This is a genomic window from Spirosoma harenae, from assembly GCF_054776975.1.
On record NZ_BAAHBD010000027.1, the window covers coordinates 207,082 to 222,651 of the forward strand.

Annotated in this window: 14 protein-coding genes; 10 read left to right on the forward strand and 4 right to left on the reverse strand. The window is 46.0% G+C overall.

Features of this window, described 5'->3' with window-relative positions; all coding sequences use genetic code 11:
* Nucleotides 1-6 precede the first annotated feature (6 nt).
* Nucleotides 7-2,658: an MGH1-like glycoside hydrolase domain-containing protein gene (locus ACYVE4_RS25925; RefSeq protein WP_461043190.1), complete on the forward strand. Its 2,652-nt coding sequence runs from the start codon at nucleotides 7-9 to the stop codon at nucleotides 2,656-2,658.
* Between the two features lie 14 nt (nucleotides 2,659-2,672).
* Nucleotides 2,673-2,951, forward strand: a complete 279-nt coding sequence (locus ACYVE4_RS25930) for an Rdx family protein (protein WP_461043191.1) — start codon at nucleotides 2,673-2,675, stop codon at nucleotides 2,949-2,951.
* A gap of 156 nt (nucleotides 2,952-3,107) precedes the next feature.
* Here ACYVE4_RS25930 and ACYVE4_RS25935 read toward each other — a convergent pair whose 3' ends face one another.
* Nucleotides 3,108-3,797, reverse strand: coding sequence for a hypothetical protein (locus tag ACYVE4_RS25935; RefSeq protein ID WP_461043193.1), 690 nt, complete (start codon nucleotides 3,795-3,797; stop codon nucleotides 3,108-3,110).
* Between the two features lie 112 nt (nucleotides 3,798-3,909).
* On the opposite strand from ACYVE4_RS25935, the gene ACYVE4_RS25940 reads away from it, so the two are divergent.
* From ACYVE4_RS25940 to ACYVE4_RS25975, 8 genes are all read left to right on the forward strand, one after another.
* The gene (locus ACYVE4_RS25940; RefSeq protein WP_461043194.1) at nucleotides 3,910-5,880 is read left to right on the forward strand and encodes a tetratricopeptide repeat-containing sensor histidine kinase; all 1,971 of its coding nucleotides are present in this window, start codon (nucleotides 3,910-3,912) and stop codon (nucleotides 5,878-5,880) included.
* Nucleotides 5,881-5,917: 37 nt separating this feature from the next.
* Nucleotides 5,918-6,553, forward strand: coding sequence for a response regulator (locus tag ACYVE4_RS25945; protein ID WP_461043195.1), 636 nt, complete (start codon nucleotides 5,918-5,920; stop codon nucleotides 6,551-6,553).
* Between the two features lie 183 nt (nucleotides 6,554-6,736).
* The gene (locus tag ACYVE4_RS25950) at nucleotides 6,737-7,186 is read left to right on the forward strand and encodes a putative periplasmic lipoprotein (protein ID WP_461043196.1); all 450 of its coding nucleotides are present in this window, start codon (nucleotides 6,737-6,739) and stop codon (nucleotides 7,184-7,186) included.
* A gap of 6 nt (nucleotides 7,187-7,192) precedes the next feature.
* Nucleotides 7,193-7,732, forward strand: coding sequence for a hypothetical protein (locus tag ACYVE4_RS25955; RefSeq protein ID WP_461043198.1), 540 nt, complete (start codon nucleotides 7,193-7,195; stop codon nucleotides 7,730-7,732).
* Nucleotides 7,733-7,908: 176 nt separating this feature from the next.
* Complete coding sequence (locus ACYVE4_RS25960; protein ID WP_461043199.1) at nucleotides 7,909-8,259, forward strand: hypothetical protein; 351 nt, start codon at nucleotides 7,909-7,911, stop codon at nucleotides 8,257-8,259.
* 44 nt (nucleotides 8,260-8,303) lie between these two features.
* Nucleotides 8,304-9,347: a hypothetical protein gene (locus ACYVE4_RS25965; RefSeq protein WP_461043201.1), complete on the forward strand. Its 1,044-nt coding sequence runs from the start codon at nucleotides 8,304-8,306 to the stop codon at nucleotides 9,345-9,347.
* On the forward strand, nucleotides 9,310-11,817 hold the full coding sequence (locus ACYVE4_RS25970) for a hypothetical protein (protein ID WP_461043203.1): 2,508 nt from the start codon (nucleotides 9,310-9,312) through the stop codon (nucleotides 11,815-11,817). Before ACYVE4_RS25965 ends, ACYVE4_RS25970 begins: the two co-directional genes overlap by 38 nt.
* Nucleotides 11,818-11,915: 98 nt before the next feature.
* Nucleotides 11,916-12,566, forward strand: a complete 651-nt coding sequence (locus ACYVE4_RS25975; RefSeq protein WP_461043204.1) for a class I SAM-dependent methyltransferase — start codon at nucleotides 11,916-11,918, stop codon at nucleotides 12,564-12,566.
* 5 nt (nucleotides 12,567-12,571) lie between these two features.
* Here the strand turns inward: ACYVE4_RS25975 and ACYVE4_RS25980 are convergent, their stop codons facing one another.
* Genes ACYVE4_RS25980 through ACYVE4_RS25990 form a run of 3 tightly spaced genes read right to left on the reverse strand, consistent with a single transcriptional unit; the run spans nucleotide 12,572 to nucleotide 15,567 of the window.
* Nucleotides 12,572-13,675: a DmpA family aminopeptidase gene (locus ACYVE4_RS25980; protein ID WP_461043205.1), complete on the reverse strand. Its 1,104-nt coding sequence runs from the start codon at nucleotides 13,673-13,675 to the stop codon at nucleotides 12,572-12,574.
* Nucleotides 13,676-13,725: 50 nt separating this feature from the next.
* Complete coding sequence (locus tag ACYVE4_RS25985; protein ID WP_461043206.1) at nucleotides 13,726-14,463, reverse strand: hypothetical protein; 738 nt, start codon at nucleotides 14,461-14,463, stop codon at nucleotides 13,726-13,728.
* Nucleotides 14,464-14,481: 18 nt separating this feature from the next.
* Nucleotides 14,482-15,567: an AMP-binding protein gene (locus tag ACYVE4_RS25990; RefSeq protein ID WP_461043207.1), complete on the reverse strand. Its 1,086-nt coding sequence runs from the start codon at nucleotides 15,565-15,567 to the stop codon at nucleotides 14,482-14,484.
* Nucleotides 15,568-15,570: the final 3 nt, after the last annotated feature.

Below are 15,570 nucleotides of genomic sequence, written 5' to 3' on the forward strand. Positions count from 1 at the left end.
CATAAGTTGACTATCGAACAAGAACGTCTGGAAGATCCGGCTTGGCGTCAATGGGGGCCGTATGTCTCTGACCGACAGTGGGGTACGGTTCGGGAAGACTATAGCGCAAATGGTGATGCCTGGAACTATGTCACGCATGACATGGCACGCAGCTATACCTACCGTTGGGGAGAGGATGGGATTGCTGGAATATCGGACGATAGACAACAATTGTGTCTCGCACTAACGCTCTGGAATGGAAAAGACCCAATTCTGAAAGAACGCTATTTTGGCCTGACAAACGGGGAGGGAAATCACGGGGAGGATGTCAAGGAACTCTATTATTATATCGACAACACGCCGACGCATTCGTACCAGCGAATGCTCTATAAATATCCTCAGGCTGCGTATCCCTATCAGCAACTGATTGAAGAAAATCGCCAGCGTAGCCGACTAGATCCTGAGTTTGAACTCCTCGATACGGGTATTTTCGATGAGGATCGGTATTTCGATGTGTTTGTCGAATACGCCAAAGCGGGGCCAAAGGATATTCTGATGGCCATTACGGTGCACAACCGAGGGGCCGAAGCCGCTGAGTTGCACCTGCTGCCAACGCTCTGGTTTCGAAATACCTGGATTTTTGGTGATGATTCCGACGGTGTACCCAATTATCGGCCTTCTCTTGTTTTACAACCTGCCGGAACGGTATCCGTAGACGATTCAGATTTAGGTCGGTATGTGCTTCATGCGGAGGGTCAACCGGAATGGTTATTTTGTGATAATGAGACCAATATGATTCGTTTCTATAACATCCATACTGGATCGCAATACCCGAAAGATGGTATTCATAACCACGTTGTGTTCGGGGCACAGACCGTTAATCCAAAACATACAGGAACAAAAGCCGCAGCCCATTATCGGCTGGTCGTTGAGCCAAAAGATTCTATCCAAATCCGATTGCGATTAGAAGCTCCCGGCCCGCTTGGAGCGGAATTATTGACACCTTTCGTGGATTTTGAACAGATCTTGACGAAGCGAAAGGAGGAAGCTGACGAATTTTACGCCCATATTCAACCCGCTCAGGCAACTGCTGATGAGAAATTAGTGCAGCGGCAAGCCTTTGCTGGAATGTTGTGGAGCAAACAATACTATTATTACGACGTTTCCCGATGGTTAGCAGGGGACCAAAATAGCCCCCCTCCTCCGCCTGAGCGATTAAAAGGGCGTAATCACACCTGGCTGCAATTGATTAATGCTGGGGTAATTTCTATGCCCGATAAATGGGAGTATCCGTGGTATGCCGCCTGGGATTGGGCCTTTCATTGTGTGGCACTGTCGGTAATCGATCCCGGTTTTGCCAAACAGCAACTGATGCTGCTGACCAACGAGTGGTACATGCACCCGAATGGCCAATTGCCTGCGTATGAATGGAATTTCTCAGATGTGAATCCGCCGGTACAGGCCTGGGCTGCCTGGCGAATTTATCATCAGGAATTGGAGCGAAAACCGCCAGGAGAGGAAGATCGGACGTTTTTACGGGGAATCTTTCACAAACTGATGCTCAATTTCACCTGGTGGGTAAACCGAAAAGATGAAGTTGGCAATAATATTTTTGAGGGTGGATTTCTAGGACTGGACAACATTGGTGTTTTTGATCGGAATACGGTTTTCCCGGATGGCAGTCATCTCGAACAGGCAGACGGCACGAGTTGGATGGCTATGTACGCACTGAACATGATGCGGATCGCTCTTGAACTGGCTCGAAATGACTCTGTTTACGACGAACTCGCCACGAAATTCTTTGATCACTTTCTCTACATCGCCGGCGCCATTACAAACATTGGAAAAGACAATCTGGGACTTTGGGATGAAGGAGATGCGTTTTTTTACGATCAGCTCCGGATGAGCGATGGCAGTGTTGAGCGCATGCGCGTACGGACATTAGTTGGGCTTATTCCACTATTTGCTGTAGAGGTGTTGGATCACGAATTGTTAAAAGTAAATCCAGAATTTCTGCGTCGAATGAATTGGTTTCAGAGTCATCGGCCCGATTTATATAATCAGGTTTCCCGTTACACCGAAACGGGCATTGATGAAAAACGGCTTTTAAGTTTACTTCGCGGTTTTCGACTGAAATCGCTGGCGTCGAAAATGCTGGATGAGGCTGAATTTTTAAGCCCACACGGCATTCGGGCTGTATCCAAATATTACCGCGATCATCCTTACGAATTTACCTTAGACAACACCACGTTTCGCTTGACGTATACCCCTGCGGAAAGCGATAGTGGTATGTTTGGGGGAAACAGCAATTGGCGCGGACCCGTCTGGATGCCAACGAATTATCTGATTGTCGAAAGCCTGGAACGATTCTACGACTATTTCGGCGACAGTTTTACGGTTGAGTATCCAGTAGGATCAGGCCAGCAGGTTACGCTCAAAACGGTTGCGTGTGAGCTCACAAATCGATTGATAAGCCTGTTCACAACAGACGGAAATGGCAAACGGCCTGCGTTGGGGCAGCATCCCAAGTACCAGGATCCGAACTTCCGCGATTATGTGTTGTTCTATGAATATTTTGATGGCGATAACGGCCGGGGCGTAGGGGCCAGCCATCAAACTGGCTGGACAGGCTTAATCGCTGAACTAATCAACCGAAAATACGGTCCATTAGCCGAGTAGAGAGTATACTATTTATGAAGCCAACAGTTACAATAGAATATTGCCCGAAATGCGGGTGGCTGATGCGATCGGCCTGGATGGCACAGGAATTACTGACTACATTTACTGATGATGTATATGGTGTTTTATTACACCCCTCAGAATTCAGCGGTCGATTTTCGGTTCGTATAAATGAAGAGGTAATTTTCGACCGTAAAGTGGCTGGGCGTTTCCCCGACATTAAGGAATTAAAACAGCTCGTTCGGGATATCGTCAATCCAGAAAAAGATCTTGGTCACTCGGATCGAAAATAACAGACTTGGGTTACCTTTCTCGCTACATGAACAGCGTCTTTATCATTCCAATGTTAGGAGAAATTTCATGTTTAGCTATTAAGAGGCTTGAGATTCCTTCTAACGTCGGAAGGACAAAAACACGCAATTTCTGATTTATAACAAAAGGTCAAACTATTAGTCAACTAATCTCGACCGTTTTCCTAAAATAACACCAAGTGTAATCTGTACAGACGGATACCATTCCTGGCGAAAATGGGTCGTAGCACTCCGTTTACGTTGCCAATCCTGACCATCATTTGTCCAGTAAATGGCGTCCCAATAGGGCTGATTCTGAGTGATTTGTTGAGTAGAGAAAAGTTTGAACAAATACTGGCCGCCAACCGCTCCTGATAAAGTAATGCGGTTTAGAAAGGTCACTTTTCCACCGAATAGCAATTCGGGAGCCAGTGAAAAACTACCAGCTTTTAATGAGTCGGGAGAAATTGTATATCGGGAATCAGTAGAAAGCTGCAAGTTGGAGTAATCGACAACAGCGCGTGCAGATACAAATAATTTCAGATCGTTGCCAATACCTAAACCGGGTATATAATAGCGATAACCGATTGCCAACCGTGAATTGGTGAACCGATCCGTACGAGGAGGGTATAAGATGCCCAGATTACGCCCGGTATTGTCATGTCCGTTATAGCCCAATGAAAACGTCAGGCTTTGTTTCGTGTCCAGATAGTGTTCATAATGAACCAATTGATATCTTAGATTTAAAAGGCCAACGGGCGAAATAGAAATCTCCTGACGCTGACCGAATACAACTACAGTCGGAATGAAAATCAACAGAATCGAGACAAGCAGAAAAGGTTGTTTCATAAGTTGAGGGGCTTTAATGATGATGTGAACATGTAGATTTTAGCTTACTTAAGCAAAGAATTTTTGATTTTCAATTGTTAATCGATAGTGCGTTAAGCCAACGAATTATACTATGCCGTCTAAATTGCTTTGGGGATTCTGGCTAATCATAGGACTAAACGGTGTTACCTGCTTTGGACAGTCACAACCAAATCCGACGGATACCAGCTACGTGTTGAGCCTGCTGAAAAAAGGAGAAGCCATTGAAACACAGCAGGCGGAAAATGCCCTGAACTATTATCGGAAAGCCTACGCCTTCTCAAAAAAAATAGAGTTTACTAAAGGCTATTTTGAAAGTATCCGACTGCTTGCGTATCAACTGAACAATATGGGACGTCATGAAGAAGCCCGGACAATTGCGCAAAATGCTGTTCAAAAGGCCAAACAAGACACCTCGAAGCGCCACCTGGGACTGAGTTATTTTGCACTGGCCAACACCGCGCTGTTCATGGGCCGATATCAGGAGGCTATTCCAAATTACAAGCAGGCCGCCCGGTACATGCAATTAATAGGAAGTCTACGAAATGTGGCGGCTGTTAATCAGAATTTGGGATACATATACAGCAAACAGAAAATGTATCCGCAAGCGCTTGAGTATTACCGAAGAGCTTTAGCAATCGATACAACCTGGACACAAGATAAAGCCGACCGACGATCCATCGCTTCCGATTATTTTAACATGGGTGTCGTCTTCAGCGATCAGGGTAAACGTACCGAGACGATGGACTATTACCAGAAAGCCAAACGATGGATTGATCCGAAAAATGACCTGGATTTTATGATCAATCTGTACAACAATATAGGGTTTGAACACAGCCTGGATCAACGCTATGATTCGGCTTTGTATTATCGGAATGAAGCACTCCGATTCAGTCGGCAATTGGGGAATGCTCGCCATGAACTGCATATTTTGATGACAATAGCGCAGACCCGAAGCCAGATGAAGCAATATGAAGCGGCTAAAAAATTACTGGATGAATCGCACGCCATTGCAGAAAAAAATAAAGTTGGCTTAACGGAGTTTCGGAATATTTATCGCGAATATGCGATTGCTAATGAAGGACTTCATAATTATAAAGCCACAGCCGAGTGGCTCGATAAATACATCGGCGTCGATGATTCGCTCAATAATCAGCAAACAAAAGAATTGCTGGAAGATTATGAACTCCAGATCAAGCAAGCCGAAGCTCGCCAGAAACTAGCTGAAAAACAGCGCCAGATTGACCGGCTGGAACAGGAACATCAACGCAAGAATTTGTGGCTACTGATTGCGGGCTTGATTACGTTGAGTGTGGCAGGGGCATTGGCATTTGGTTATCTATACACGCGCCAACGTCAGCGTACGGCTGATAATGCGTTATTAATCGCTAAGCGAGAACGTGAGTTGGCAGTTGTGCAATCAGAATTGCAGGGGCAGCAGAAGGAGCGATTACGCATATCAAAAGAAATGCACGATGATTTAGGTGCGTCGTTGACGGCCATCGGTCTGCTCAGTGAAGTTGTGAAAACGCGTATGGGGCCAAACACAACCCCCGAAGTCGAGAAAATTTCGAGTATTTCAGCGGATATGGTCACGGCCATGAACGAAATCATCTGGTCGCTGAATACCAAAAACGACAGCCTGAACGGATTGATCGCCTATACACGAGCTTATGCCAGTGAATTTATCGACAATACATCGCTTATTCTGAAAACCGATGTAGAAGAATCGGCTCAGGAAATTGCTGTTCGGGGGGCTGATCGCCGAAACGTATTTTTGACGGTAAAAGAAGCATTGAATAATGCCGTCAAACACGCGCAGGCAACCCAGATTGCACTCACAATTCGCCCCGAAACCGATCAGCTGGTGATTGAAGTACGGGATAATGGGCGCGGATTTACACCAAATGAGAAAACATCGCTACGAAACGGACTCGGTAATATGCAGCAACGCATTGCCGAATCGGGGGGTAATTGTGAAATTTCTTCGTCATCGGCAGGTACTTGTGTGAAAATTACGTATCCATATCCGCCAATCGCAGTTAAGAAAATACTACAAACGTAGTATAGCATTCCATAGAAAAAACGGTCAATATTGCCGGATGAAAACCCCGATCACCGTCGCCATTGTCGAAGACAAAGAGCCTATCCGTCAATCGTTAGCCATTCTGGTCGACGGAGCCGATGGGTTCAGCTGTCAGGCTACGTTCGAAACCGCCGAAGCTGCACTCGACTATCTGCCGGGCCACTGTGTCGATATCGTGCTGATGGATATCGACTTACCAGGTATGAATGGGATTGATTGCGTTCGTCATCTGAAAGGGCTTTGCCCCAGTACGCAGTTTATGATGTGTACGATGTACGACGAGGACGAAACCGTTTTCGAAGCCCTGAAAGCAGGGGCTAATTCCTACATCCTAAAACGTAGTCCACCGCATAAACTCCTTGAAGCCATAAATGAGCTATACGAAGGAGGTGCGCCAATGAGCAGCACCATTGCGCGTAAAATTGCCGTTTCCTTTCACGTCAGTCCCACGGCCACCAGCGAACTCGACGTATTAACCCCCCGCGAACGTGAAATCCTCGACCGACTTGCCAAAGGGCACAGCCATAAAGAAGTGGCTAACGAACTATTTGTTAGCCCGACTACAGTTCGCAAGCACATCTTCAACATCTACGAAAAACTCCAGGTACACTCTAAGGTGGAGGCTGTTAATAAGTATCTGGGGAGGAAATGAATTTTGAATGAGTGAATGATAGAATAGTAGAATAGATTGACGCAAATAATTCACACATTCTATCATTCACTCATTCAAAATTGATCCTGAAAAATCATACAAATGTGGTATTGTCGGGCCTGATTTGAGCCGGTAGTTTTGCCTCAGTGATTGACGGAAATCACTCGAAAAACAGACAATATCATGAAAAAGCTACTTCTTTTCCTGCTCGTATCTGTGGCCTTTAGTGCCTGCAAAAAAGGTGAAAACGATATCAACCCACGGAAGCCAGCTCAGGCAGTTGAGGGGTCGTACAAGCTTACGTCATTTTATTACGCGGCAGGTTCCGATGAAATTGATCTCCCCCGAATGCCCTACACCCAGGGCGGCCAAACCATTTCGGGTACGGTTCGATTGACTTCCACTTCCGACGATAATGTTACCCTTACGCTGACGCTGAAAGTAACGGGACAGAAAGATTCCTCGATCGAGATCGACAATGTGGAGGTCCAGAAAAGCAGCGAAGCGTATGGACTTTACGTCGATGGCGAACTCGTTGCGGATGCCGATGGTAACAACATCATCTTCAATTTGTCGGAAACCGACGTACAATCTGGCGAGACATTAGCTTTAAAATTCAACGCATCAAAATAAACTCCTATGAAACGCTACGCACTTCTTAGCCTGTTTACGCTGTTGATAGTTTCCGGCGTACAAACAATGACTCACGCGCAGGGACGCAATCAGATTTTATTCATCGGAACACAGGCTGGCGTAGGCGTTGGCCGATATAATGGAACCGGTTTCCAGACGGGACTGGATTTTCGATACCAGCATCTATTAGGATCTAAATTTACGATCACGGCGAAAACAGGTGCGGAATTTTTTCTGGTCAAAGGGCGATATAAAGAGTATTATCGATACTATTTCGATACCGCTTCGGGTATTTCGATTCCAATAACGTTTGGTCCCCGTTTCTATATCGTTGATGGTTTGCACGTTGGATTGAATTTGGGTGTCGATATCGGGGTAAGTCAACTGGCTGCCACCTCATTCCGATTTGAACCAGGGGCAGGATACGCCATTCGACTGCCAAACCGGGATTATATAGATGTGGGCACGAGTTTCATTACGAGTTTCGGACAGGGGAGTGGCCTGTTTTCGTTCAATTTTGCCTATGGCGTGAACTTTGGTCGATAACTTCTGATCGTCGTGTTCAAGAATCCTGAATGGCTGGCCGTTCAGGATTCTTTTTTTGCCAACCGCCAACTATAAACTCTCGACTGCCTATTGTTCATGCATAGTCGCCAGCTGTTAACTGCTTCTATACCGTTGGTAAGGACCATCCTATTTTTGGTCAACTAAAAGCGGTAAAAATGGAAGAGTACTTTTCGCCTGATAATCGATTTAAGGTAAGTTTGGCTAGTAATGAAATACGAATGAGTCACTGGATTGATTCGCCCTATTTGACCCGTATAAGTGATGATGCAACCTTATTTACGCTAAATAGCTTGTGGTCTGCCTCCGATATCGATTGGCTCAATGCATCGACAGTCATGATGGAACTCAGATTATATCCAGGTTTATTATCCTGCACTGTCACGTTGGACATTGACCAGAATAAAGGAGAAGTGAGTGGTCAACCAGGTGCCTTTGTGGGGACACTTACACAGGTGCAGCACTGGATCAACAATCTCGAAAATCCATCTCTGAACTATAGATTCTGAGCAGTTTCATCCAGGCAACGGTTGGTCATCTATATTTACAGTAAATGACACAATTGACAGACAGAGTTAAGGGTATAGCACTGATGGCAGGCTTACTGGTAGCTATTTTGTCCTGCCAATCCAACGAAAAGCCCAAACAGATTTTGCCTGCTTTTTACCACTGGAAAGCTACGTATGATCCCTCCCCATCAGAGAAAGTACAGCTTGAAAGCGCCAACGTTAACAAACTTTATTTACACTTTTTTGACGTGGACTGGGACCCTAAAACCCGTCAACCCATTCCCAAAGCTCTGGTTCGATTCCGACAGAAACCGCTGGGAAATATTATCCCCGTAGTTTTTATCACCAACCGTACGCTCCTGAATTTAACGCCATCGGCCTTACCTGATTTAGCCAGACATATTACGGAGGCTATTCAGCAACTGGCTAAAAAACAGTCTATTAAATTTCAGGAAGTGCAGTTTGACTGCGACTGGAGTTTACAGACGCGCGATCGCTATTTTCAACTGCTAACACTATTAAAGGCTCAATTAAACTGCCCTCTTTCGGCAACAATTCGATTGCATCAGATTAAATACACGGATCAGACGGGAATTCCGCCAGTTAGTCGTGGTATGCTGATGCTTTACAATGTAGCGGATTGGAAACGAGCTGATACGCGCAACTCAATCTACGATGCCAAAATCGCTGATAGCTATCTATCGTATTTATCTACGTATCCATTGCCACTCGATCTGGTGATGCCACTCTTTCGCTGGACGGTCGTGTATCGAAACAATCGTTTCCTTACTTTCCTCAATAATGTAGATCGGTCTGCATTAGCTAAAACAAATTTCCTGTCGGCTCAATCAGATAGTTCCCGATTTATCGCCAGTCGGGATACGTCAGCCTTTGGTTTTTCCATTCGTCGGGGTGATTTGTTTCGGGCTGAGGCTGTATCGGCTTCGGTCTTGCTGACCGAAAAAAAGAAGGTACTCAATCAGATTAGTAACCCGTCGATTACATTTGCTTTATACCACCTCGATTCAATAGTTCTATCGTCCTATTCCCGTGAAACCATCCAAACCCTTCTCCGTCCGCTTCCGTAAAATAGCCTTTTCTGTAGCCATATTGCTTGGTTTTGCCTGTGGACCCTCGTTCGATCCGAATGAGTTTATGAGCTTTTTCCTGCCCGAATCGGCAAATACGCCCCAGAGCGATCGTCCATATATGTTCTCCCCGCAGTTTTATGCCGATTCGGAGTGGGATGTTATGGATGAAGAAGATACAATTGTAGTCGATGAAAATGTTCGTGCATGGGCAAAATATACGGGTGGGGATATATCGGAAACTGTTGTCAGCCAGGCAGTTTATGGAGAAAAACCTGATGCTGTCGGCAAATTAACATCGGCATTGAAGCCTACGAAAACAGCCGCTATTGATTATCTGAAATTTGCCTGGACCGTCGATGATGGTCAGTCTAATCCGTGGTCGGCGGATGCTGCACCGATTGATAGCACAAGGCTTCCACAATTAATTAATGACGCAAAAAATGCTTATCAAACCACCAGCGATGCTTTTTTGAAAGAGCGATATGCGTTTCAAACGGTCAAGTTAGCCAGTGAACTGGGCGATTATAAACAGGCCCAAAAGCTTTATGACCAGTTGGTAAATCCACTGTCCAGTAAGTCGTTCATCAGCGATTGGGCGTTGTGCCGACGGGCAGGCGCTTCACTATCGTTGGGCGATACGGCACTGGCTATTTATGAATTTGCGCAGGTATTTGATCGTTGTCCATCGCGACGAATTGCGGCCGAAAACAGCTTACGCAAGTATGGTATCAAGTTTCATGATGAATCCCTACAATACGCAAAGACCGACAAGGAACGTGCGGCTGTGTATGCGCTTTGCGCGATTCAACCAGGTCAAGATGGGCTGGATTTATTGAAAGCGTTGGTGCATTTATCGCCTAAAAACCCACTTGTCGAACTGGTGATGGCGCGCGAAATCAACCGGAATGAATACTATTTTTTTACTCCTTCCGAGAATTATTATAATGATGGAACAATGTCGACAATGGATTCATCGGGGTTTGTTGGGCGGAAAGCTGAAGCCCTGACTTATTTTGATAAACTGCGGGAGTTCGCTATTCAATCGGCTGAGAATAAGGAGCTTGGTGATGGCGCATTCTGGTATACGGCGGGTGCATACCTCGATTACATTGGCAAAGACTACGAGACGGCTCAAAAACATCTGGATCAGGCATCTCAGTTACCTACCAAGAATCCGAATCTAAAAAAACAGATTGCCGTACAGCGGATGTTGTTATTAGCTGCACAAACAGACAAGATTACGCCAGAGGTTGAAAATAAGCTGATTGGGTATCTGGAAGAGTTTGATACCACCGGAAACTTTCGACTGAATAATGCCTTCGTCGCTACCTGTAAACAGTTTGCTGATCTGTATCAGGAAAAAACGGCATCGAAAGGTGGGTGGTTGTCCGGGTGTAGCCGGTCGAAAACACCCGAAGTTGAGGGACCGAATTTAGCCAAAGCGTATTTACTGACGATGCTTACAACGCAAGGCGGAGAAAACGGATATTTTGCAAGTGTCGCCGATCCCAATACGATTCAGGATACGCTCGCGCCGGTGGTAGTCCAGCAAACAATTGCCTACGCGACGCAAACCAATCCAACAGATTTCGACAAACGATTGCTGAAACTTTCCGGCTTAACCAATGATTACCTGAATCTGCTCTTTGGCCGTCGATTAATGTCGGAACATCGCTATGCGGAAGCCGCCGACGCCTTTGCCAAGGTCGATCCTAAAACTTGGGAGAACGAAAATTTTTCCATGTTTTTCGGAAAAAATCCATTTGCAGTAAAAATGCCTCAGTTGTCGGCATCGGCTCAGCAGGTGGAGGACAATCCGGATGCGACAAAAAAAACAAAGCATATGGCGGGAGCCGTAAACTTTCCGGCTGAGCCAGAAGAGAATCCGTATACCCCACTCACGTTTGCAAAACGAATGGCCGAACTGGAGCAGCAGGCTAAAACGGCTTCGGGCGATAAAGCGGCTGAGTTATATTATCAGTTAGGCTGCGGTGCCTGGAATTTAAGCTGGTACGGCAATGCGTGGCTCATACAAAGGGCGTATTGGAGTGGTGCTGAGCCAATTCTGTATGATCTGCCCACTGATCCAACCGAAAAGCAAAAGCGATTCGAGGCCCTGGCGAATACGGACTATTACACAACAACCTACGCTCGTTCTTACTTTGAAAAGTCTGCAAAAGCGGCTAAAACCCAATCAATCGCCGACCGATCGGCCTACATGGCGGCTCGTTGTGAAGAGAATGCTTTCAATCTGCAAAAATCAATCGAGCAGACACGCAATGGGTATGTGTACGATGAAGATTCAACTTTCGTAAAGAAGATGCAAGCGTTACGAAAGTCGAAGTATAGTCAGTTCTTCAATGAGTATGTCAATAATCACACACGTACTATGTTCCATCAGGAAATGATTCGTGAGTGCGCTATGTACAATGATTTTCTATTGTTTGGCGAAGAAACAAAGAAGTAGAAAGCAATCATTTTTGTCATTATGAACGCAGGGGAAAGCCTATTTTTATAACCGGGCTTTGGGTAAATCATCAATTGTGAAAGGAGATGAACCATTAAATGCGCAGGAAAACATACTCAGGTGAGAATTTCGACGGAATCGCTCCGTTTTACGACGCACTGGCTTGGGTTGTTTTTGGTCAAAAATTGCAACGAGCGCAACTTGTCTGGCTGGATCGAATTTCGGCTAATGTGTCTATCCTTATTGTTGGGGGCGGAACGGGTTGGCTACTTGAACAGGTCTTAAGTCGCTGTCGGCCAAAGCGAGTTGTTTATCTCGAAACATCATCTCAAATGATTGCTCAGGCCAGTAAACGACTACTGAACCAGAGAATCACAGGTTCAGTAGATTTTCGAAGGGGTGATTGGGGTACTTTAATGCCTGACGAACATTTTGATGTCATACTAACCCCCTTCGTTCTCGATTTATATGAAGAAGAAACCCTAACAACAGCGTTTATACCACCGCTTCGGAACGCATTAAAAGAAAACGGTTTATGGATTATCACAGACTTTGTACAGACGAACAGCTGGCGTCAAAAGGCGGTCCTTTGGGTGATGATTCGCTTTTTCAGATTTGTTTCTTCAATCGAAGCGAAGGAATTAGCTGACTGGCAGCAGTGTATGAAGCAAGCCGGATTTGTATTAAAACAACAAAGTCAGCAGGTAGGAGGGATGGTCTCTGCTGAAATTTGGGAAAAGGAAGTTTAACCTGACTATTTCTGAAGTCGATTGTATTTTTTGAGTATTGTCTGGAGTCGGTCGTGGGGGAGGGCGTACACTTTATTGTTATTGATCCCTTCCATCGTTTCGGCCGCTACCAGCGCATTGATGATCGCTTCCTCTGTCGCTTCAACAGTAGCTTTAAATAGTGGGTCAAGGCTGGATTTGTCAATTGCTTGATAGCGAGTTATTTTCGTCGCCTGATCGGATTCTGGGGCTTGTGTTGAAAATGCCATGAAAATATCGCCCGAACTGTTCGTACCATACGTTCCTGTGCGAGCAATGCCCAGCGTAACTCGCCTGGCTACTAGATTTAGTTGGGCTGAAACCAGCGGTGCGTCTGTACCTACAATGGCGATAATCGACCCATCTTTTTCGTTCATGATAGGCATTATATCCGTAATTTCCTGACCCACGGGTAATCCACCAATCAACAAATCAGGTCGTCTCCCAAAATTTGCCTGGACTAAAACGCCAACTGTATAGGTCTGATTTCCAATGGAAATGATACGGGAAGCAGTTCCTGTACCGCCTTTAAAGGCGTAGCAAACCATACCTGTACCACCGCCTACATTTCCTTCCTGAATTGCCCCGGAAGCAGCCCCGTCCAGCGCTTTTACGACATGCTCTTTCTGAATGTGCAAGCCGTTAATATCGTTCAGAACACCATCCCAGGTTTCACCAACGACAGGTAACCCAAACGCGAAATCGAGTGGATTTTTTGACGCAAATTTCTGGTAGCACCAAGCACCGATGGCATCGCGAACGACTCCGACGCTATTCGTATTGGTAATGCCAATCGGTCCGAAACCTACTCCATAATCGTGGATAGCTGGAATACCCGTCAGTTCGCCATCTCCGTTGAAAATGAAGTAGCCAGCCGGATAACTTTTCGCCGTTTTCCCCGTCGGCATCACGACCGTGACTCCTGTTCGAATAGGCCCAACGCCAACTTTCCACGCACCTGCCCCTTCTATTCTCGTTGTATAGCCAACCAATACACCCGGTACATCGGTAATCGCGTTAAATTTTCCAGGTTTGCCATTGAAAGGAATGCCAAGATCGCGTCCTCTTGGTTTAGGTGTCGATTGTGCCATAAGAGCAGTCGATATACAGATCAGGAACAAGCACACCGAATTGCGCATTGTTATAACTTGTTTAAAAGCCTGATTAAGGCCGGTATCTTACGAATATCATACCATTCTTCGCTGCCCAGATTCAGCCACTGCCCATCCCGTTTGGGTCGTTTTAACTGCGCATCATCAGCCGAAAAATCGTGCTTGTATACCTGACTCATTACCTGCTGAAGTGTCGACCAGGGCAGTGTTCGGTTTTTCTCTCGCTGGTTTTGTATTTGCCGAACGATTACATTCCTTTCCGCGAATGAAGCGGTCAAATGTAGTTCTATATCTCCCTGACTATTGTTTGAGTCCAGGTAAATCAGCTCGAATGGTCGCTCCCGATGGGTTGCTTCGTAAGCTGCCTGCATAAGCTCCTGCACCAGATATTGCCAAAGATCAGCGTTGGCAGGTGTCCCTGTTTTGCTTCCTTTGTCATCCGACTCAATGCTCATTTCCCAAAAATCATCATCTTCACCAAGGCTCTCTTCGTCAATTAATTGTAGTCTGGTTTTTGACAGTAAATTGGCGAAACTTTCCAGCCAGGCTTTAGGCAATTTGCCCGACCAGGTGAAATCATCATCCCGTGTGTATCCTTCCGCAATTAATTCATCGTCGTCGATATCCTCCCGATCAGGATAGGTAATAGCGAGTTCGACTTGTAATGCATTCGTACCGATCGGGTGGGCTGTAAGTGTGTAAAAATAAGCGTATGGTGCCGGTAGGGAACGGGCCGTCTGGTAGCGAATGTGAAGCGTTTTAAACATACTGTTGTAAGAAATCAGCTATATGGCTGAACTATAAGCGGCTGCTGTTGCCCGACGGTCGATTTTACCTGTAGCCGTTTCGACAAAGGTAGGAACAATAAAAACATCTTTGGGGGCAGCGTACGGTCCGATCCGTTCCCGGACTGCTTTCTGAACGGCTTGCCATGCAGTTGAAAAACGTCTATTATCAACAGAATCCGATGCCTCAACAAAGGCCGTAACGCGCTGGCCAAATTGCTCGTCAGCCAGCCCAACAACCAGAATACGATACGAGAATCCGTAGTTACTCAACTCTTTACTAATCAGTGATTCGATCGGTTCTGGCTGTAGCTTCACTCCGCCTGTATTGATGATGTTGTCAGCCCGGCCAAGTAATCGAAAATGCCGATCGTCCTGCAAATCAACTACATCATTCGTTTGGACAGGTTCAAAATTGGTAGCTGCTGAAATGATATGCAGACAACCTCGTTCGTCGGTGCCCAGTTGAACGCCATTGAGCGCCGTATAGGAATCTGTTTTAGTCTGTCCATTTAGTTGCCGAAGCGCAATGTGAGAAACCGTTTCGGTCATGCCGTAGGTGGCATAAACAGGGGCTGTAATTATCTGTAAAGCTTGCTCCAACACTGGACTCGTAGCCGCTCCACCAACAAGAATTGCCCGCATACGATTCAGGATTGGCAGTTTATCGGGGGATGTTTCTAAAATCGTCTGAAGTTGCAAAGGCACGAATGCAGTGAAGGCAAATCGAGTTTTGTCGACTTCGAACTGAGCTAATGGATTACTTGTCGGTTCGATGATCGTCATCGGCAAACCGAGTTCTAATCCACGCACCAGCATCATGATACCTGCCACGTAGCGTATGTTGAGACAAACTAGAGCCGCATCGCCAGTCTGAAGCCCAAGTGTCTGACCAGTTAATTGCGCACTGGCCTGCATCTGCGAGCGTGTCAATCGAATGGGCTTCGGCGTCCCCGTCGACCCCGATGTATGAAGCATAAATACAGTCTGACCACTTAACCAGTCAATGCAAAAGGTTAATGCTTCCGCTTCGTACGGCGTTTTTGGGTCGGGCCAACTATCAGGATCAACGGGATCGATAATCATACA

Bases quoted from the DNA above. Each gene is read 5' to 3' on its own strand.
- ACYVE4_RS25940 (WP_461043194.1), top strand. From the start codon at position 3,910: ATGCCGTCTAAATTGCTTTGGGGATTCTGGCTAATCATAGGACTAAAC.
- ACYVE4_RS25930 (WP_461043191.1), top strand. From the start codon at position 2,673: ATGAAGCCAACAGTTACAATAGAATATTGCCCGAAATGCGGGTGGCTG.
- ACYVE4_RS25950 (WP_461043196.1), top strand. From the start codon at position 6,737: ATGAAAAAGCTACTTCTTTTCCTGCTCGTATCTGTGGCCTTTAGTGCC.
- ACYVE4_RS25935 (WP_461043193.1), bottom strand. From the start codon at position 3,797: ATGAAACAACCTTTTCTGCTTGTCTCGATTCTGTTGATTTTCATTCCG.
- ACYVE4_RS25975 (WP_461043204.1), top strand. From the start codon at position 11,916: ATGCGCAGGAAAACATACTCAGGTGAGAATTTCGACGGAATCGCTCCG.
- ACYVE4_RS25985 (WP_461043206.1), bottom strand. From the start codon at position 14,463: ATGTTTAAAACGCTTCACATTCGCTACCAGACGGCCCGTTCCCTACCG.
- ACYVE4_RS25980 (WP_461043205.1), bottom strand. From the start codon at position 13,675: ATGGCACAATCGACACCTAAACCAAGAGGACGCGATCTTGGCATTCCT.
- ACYVE4_RS25960 (WP_461043199.1), top strand. From the start codon at position 7,909: ATGGAAGAGTACTTTTCGCCTGATAATCGATTTAAGGTAAGTTTGGCT.
- ACYVE4_RS25990 (WP_461043207.1), bottom strand. From the start codon at position 15,567: ATGATTATCGATCCCGTTGATCCTGATAGTTGGCCCGACCCAAAAACG.
- ACYVE4_RS25965 (WP_461043201.1), top strand. From the start codon at position 8,304: ATGACACAATTGACAGACAGAGTTAAGGGTATAGCACTGATGGCAGGC.
- ACYVE4_RS25955 (WP_461043198.1), top strand. From the start codon at position 7,193: ATGAAACGCTACGCACTTCTTAGCCTGTTTACGCTGTTGATAGTTTCC.
- ACYVE4_RS25945 (WP_461043195.1), top strand. From the start codon at position 5,918: ATGAAAACCCCGATCACCGTCGCCATTGTCGAAGACAAAGAGCCTATC.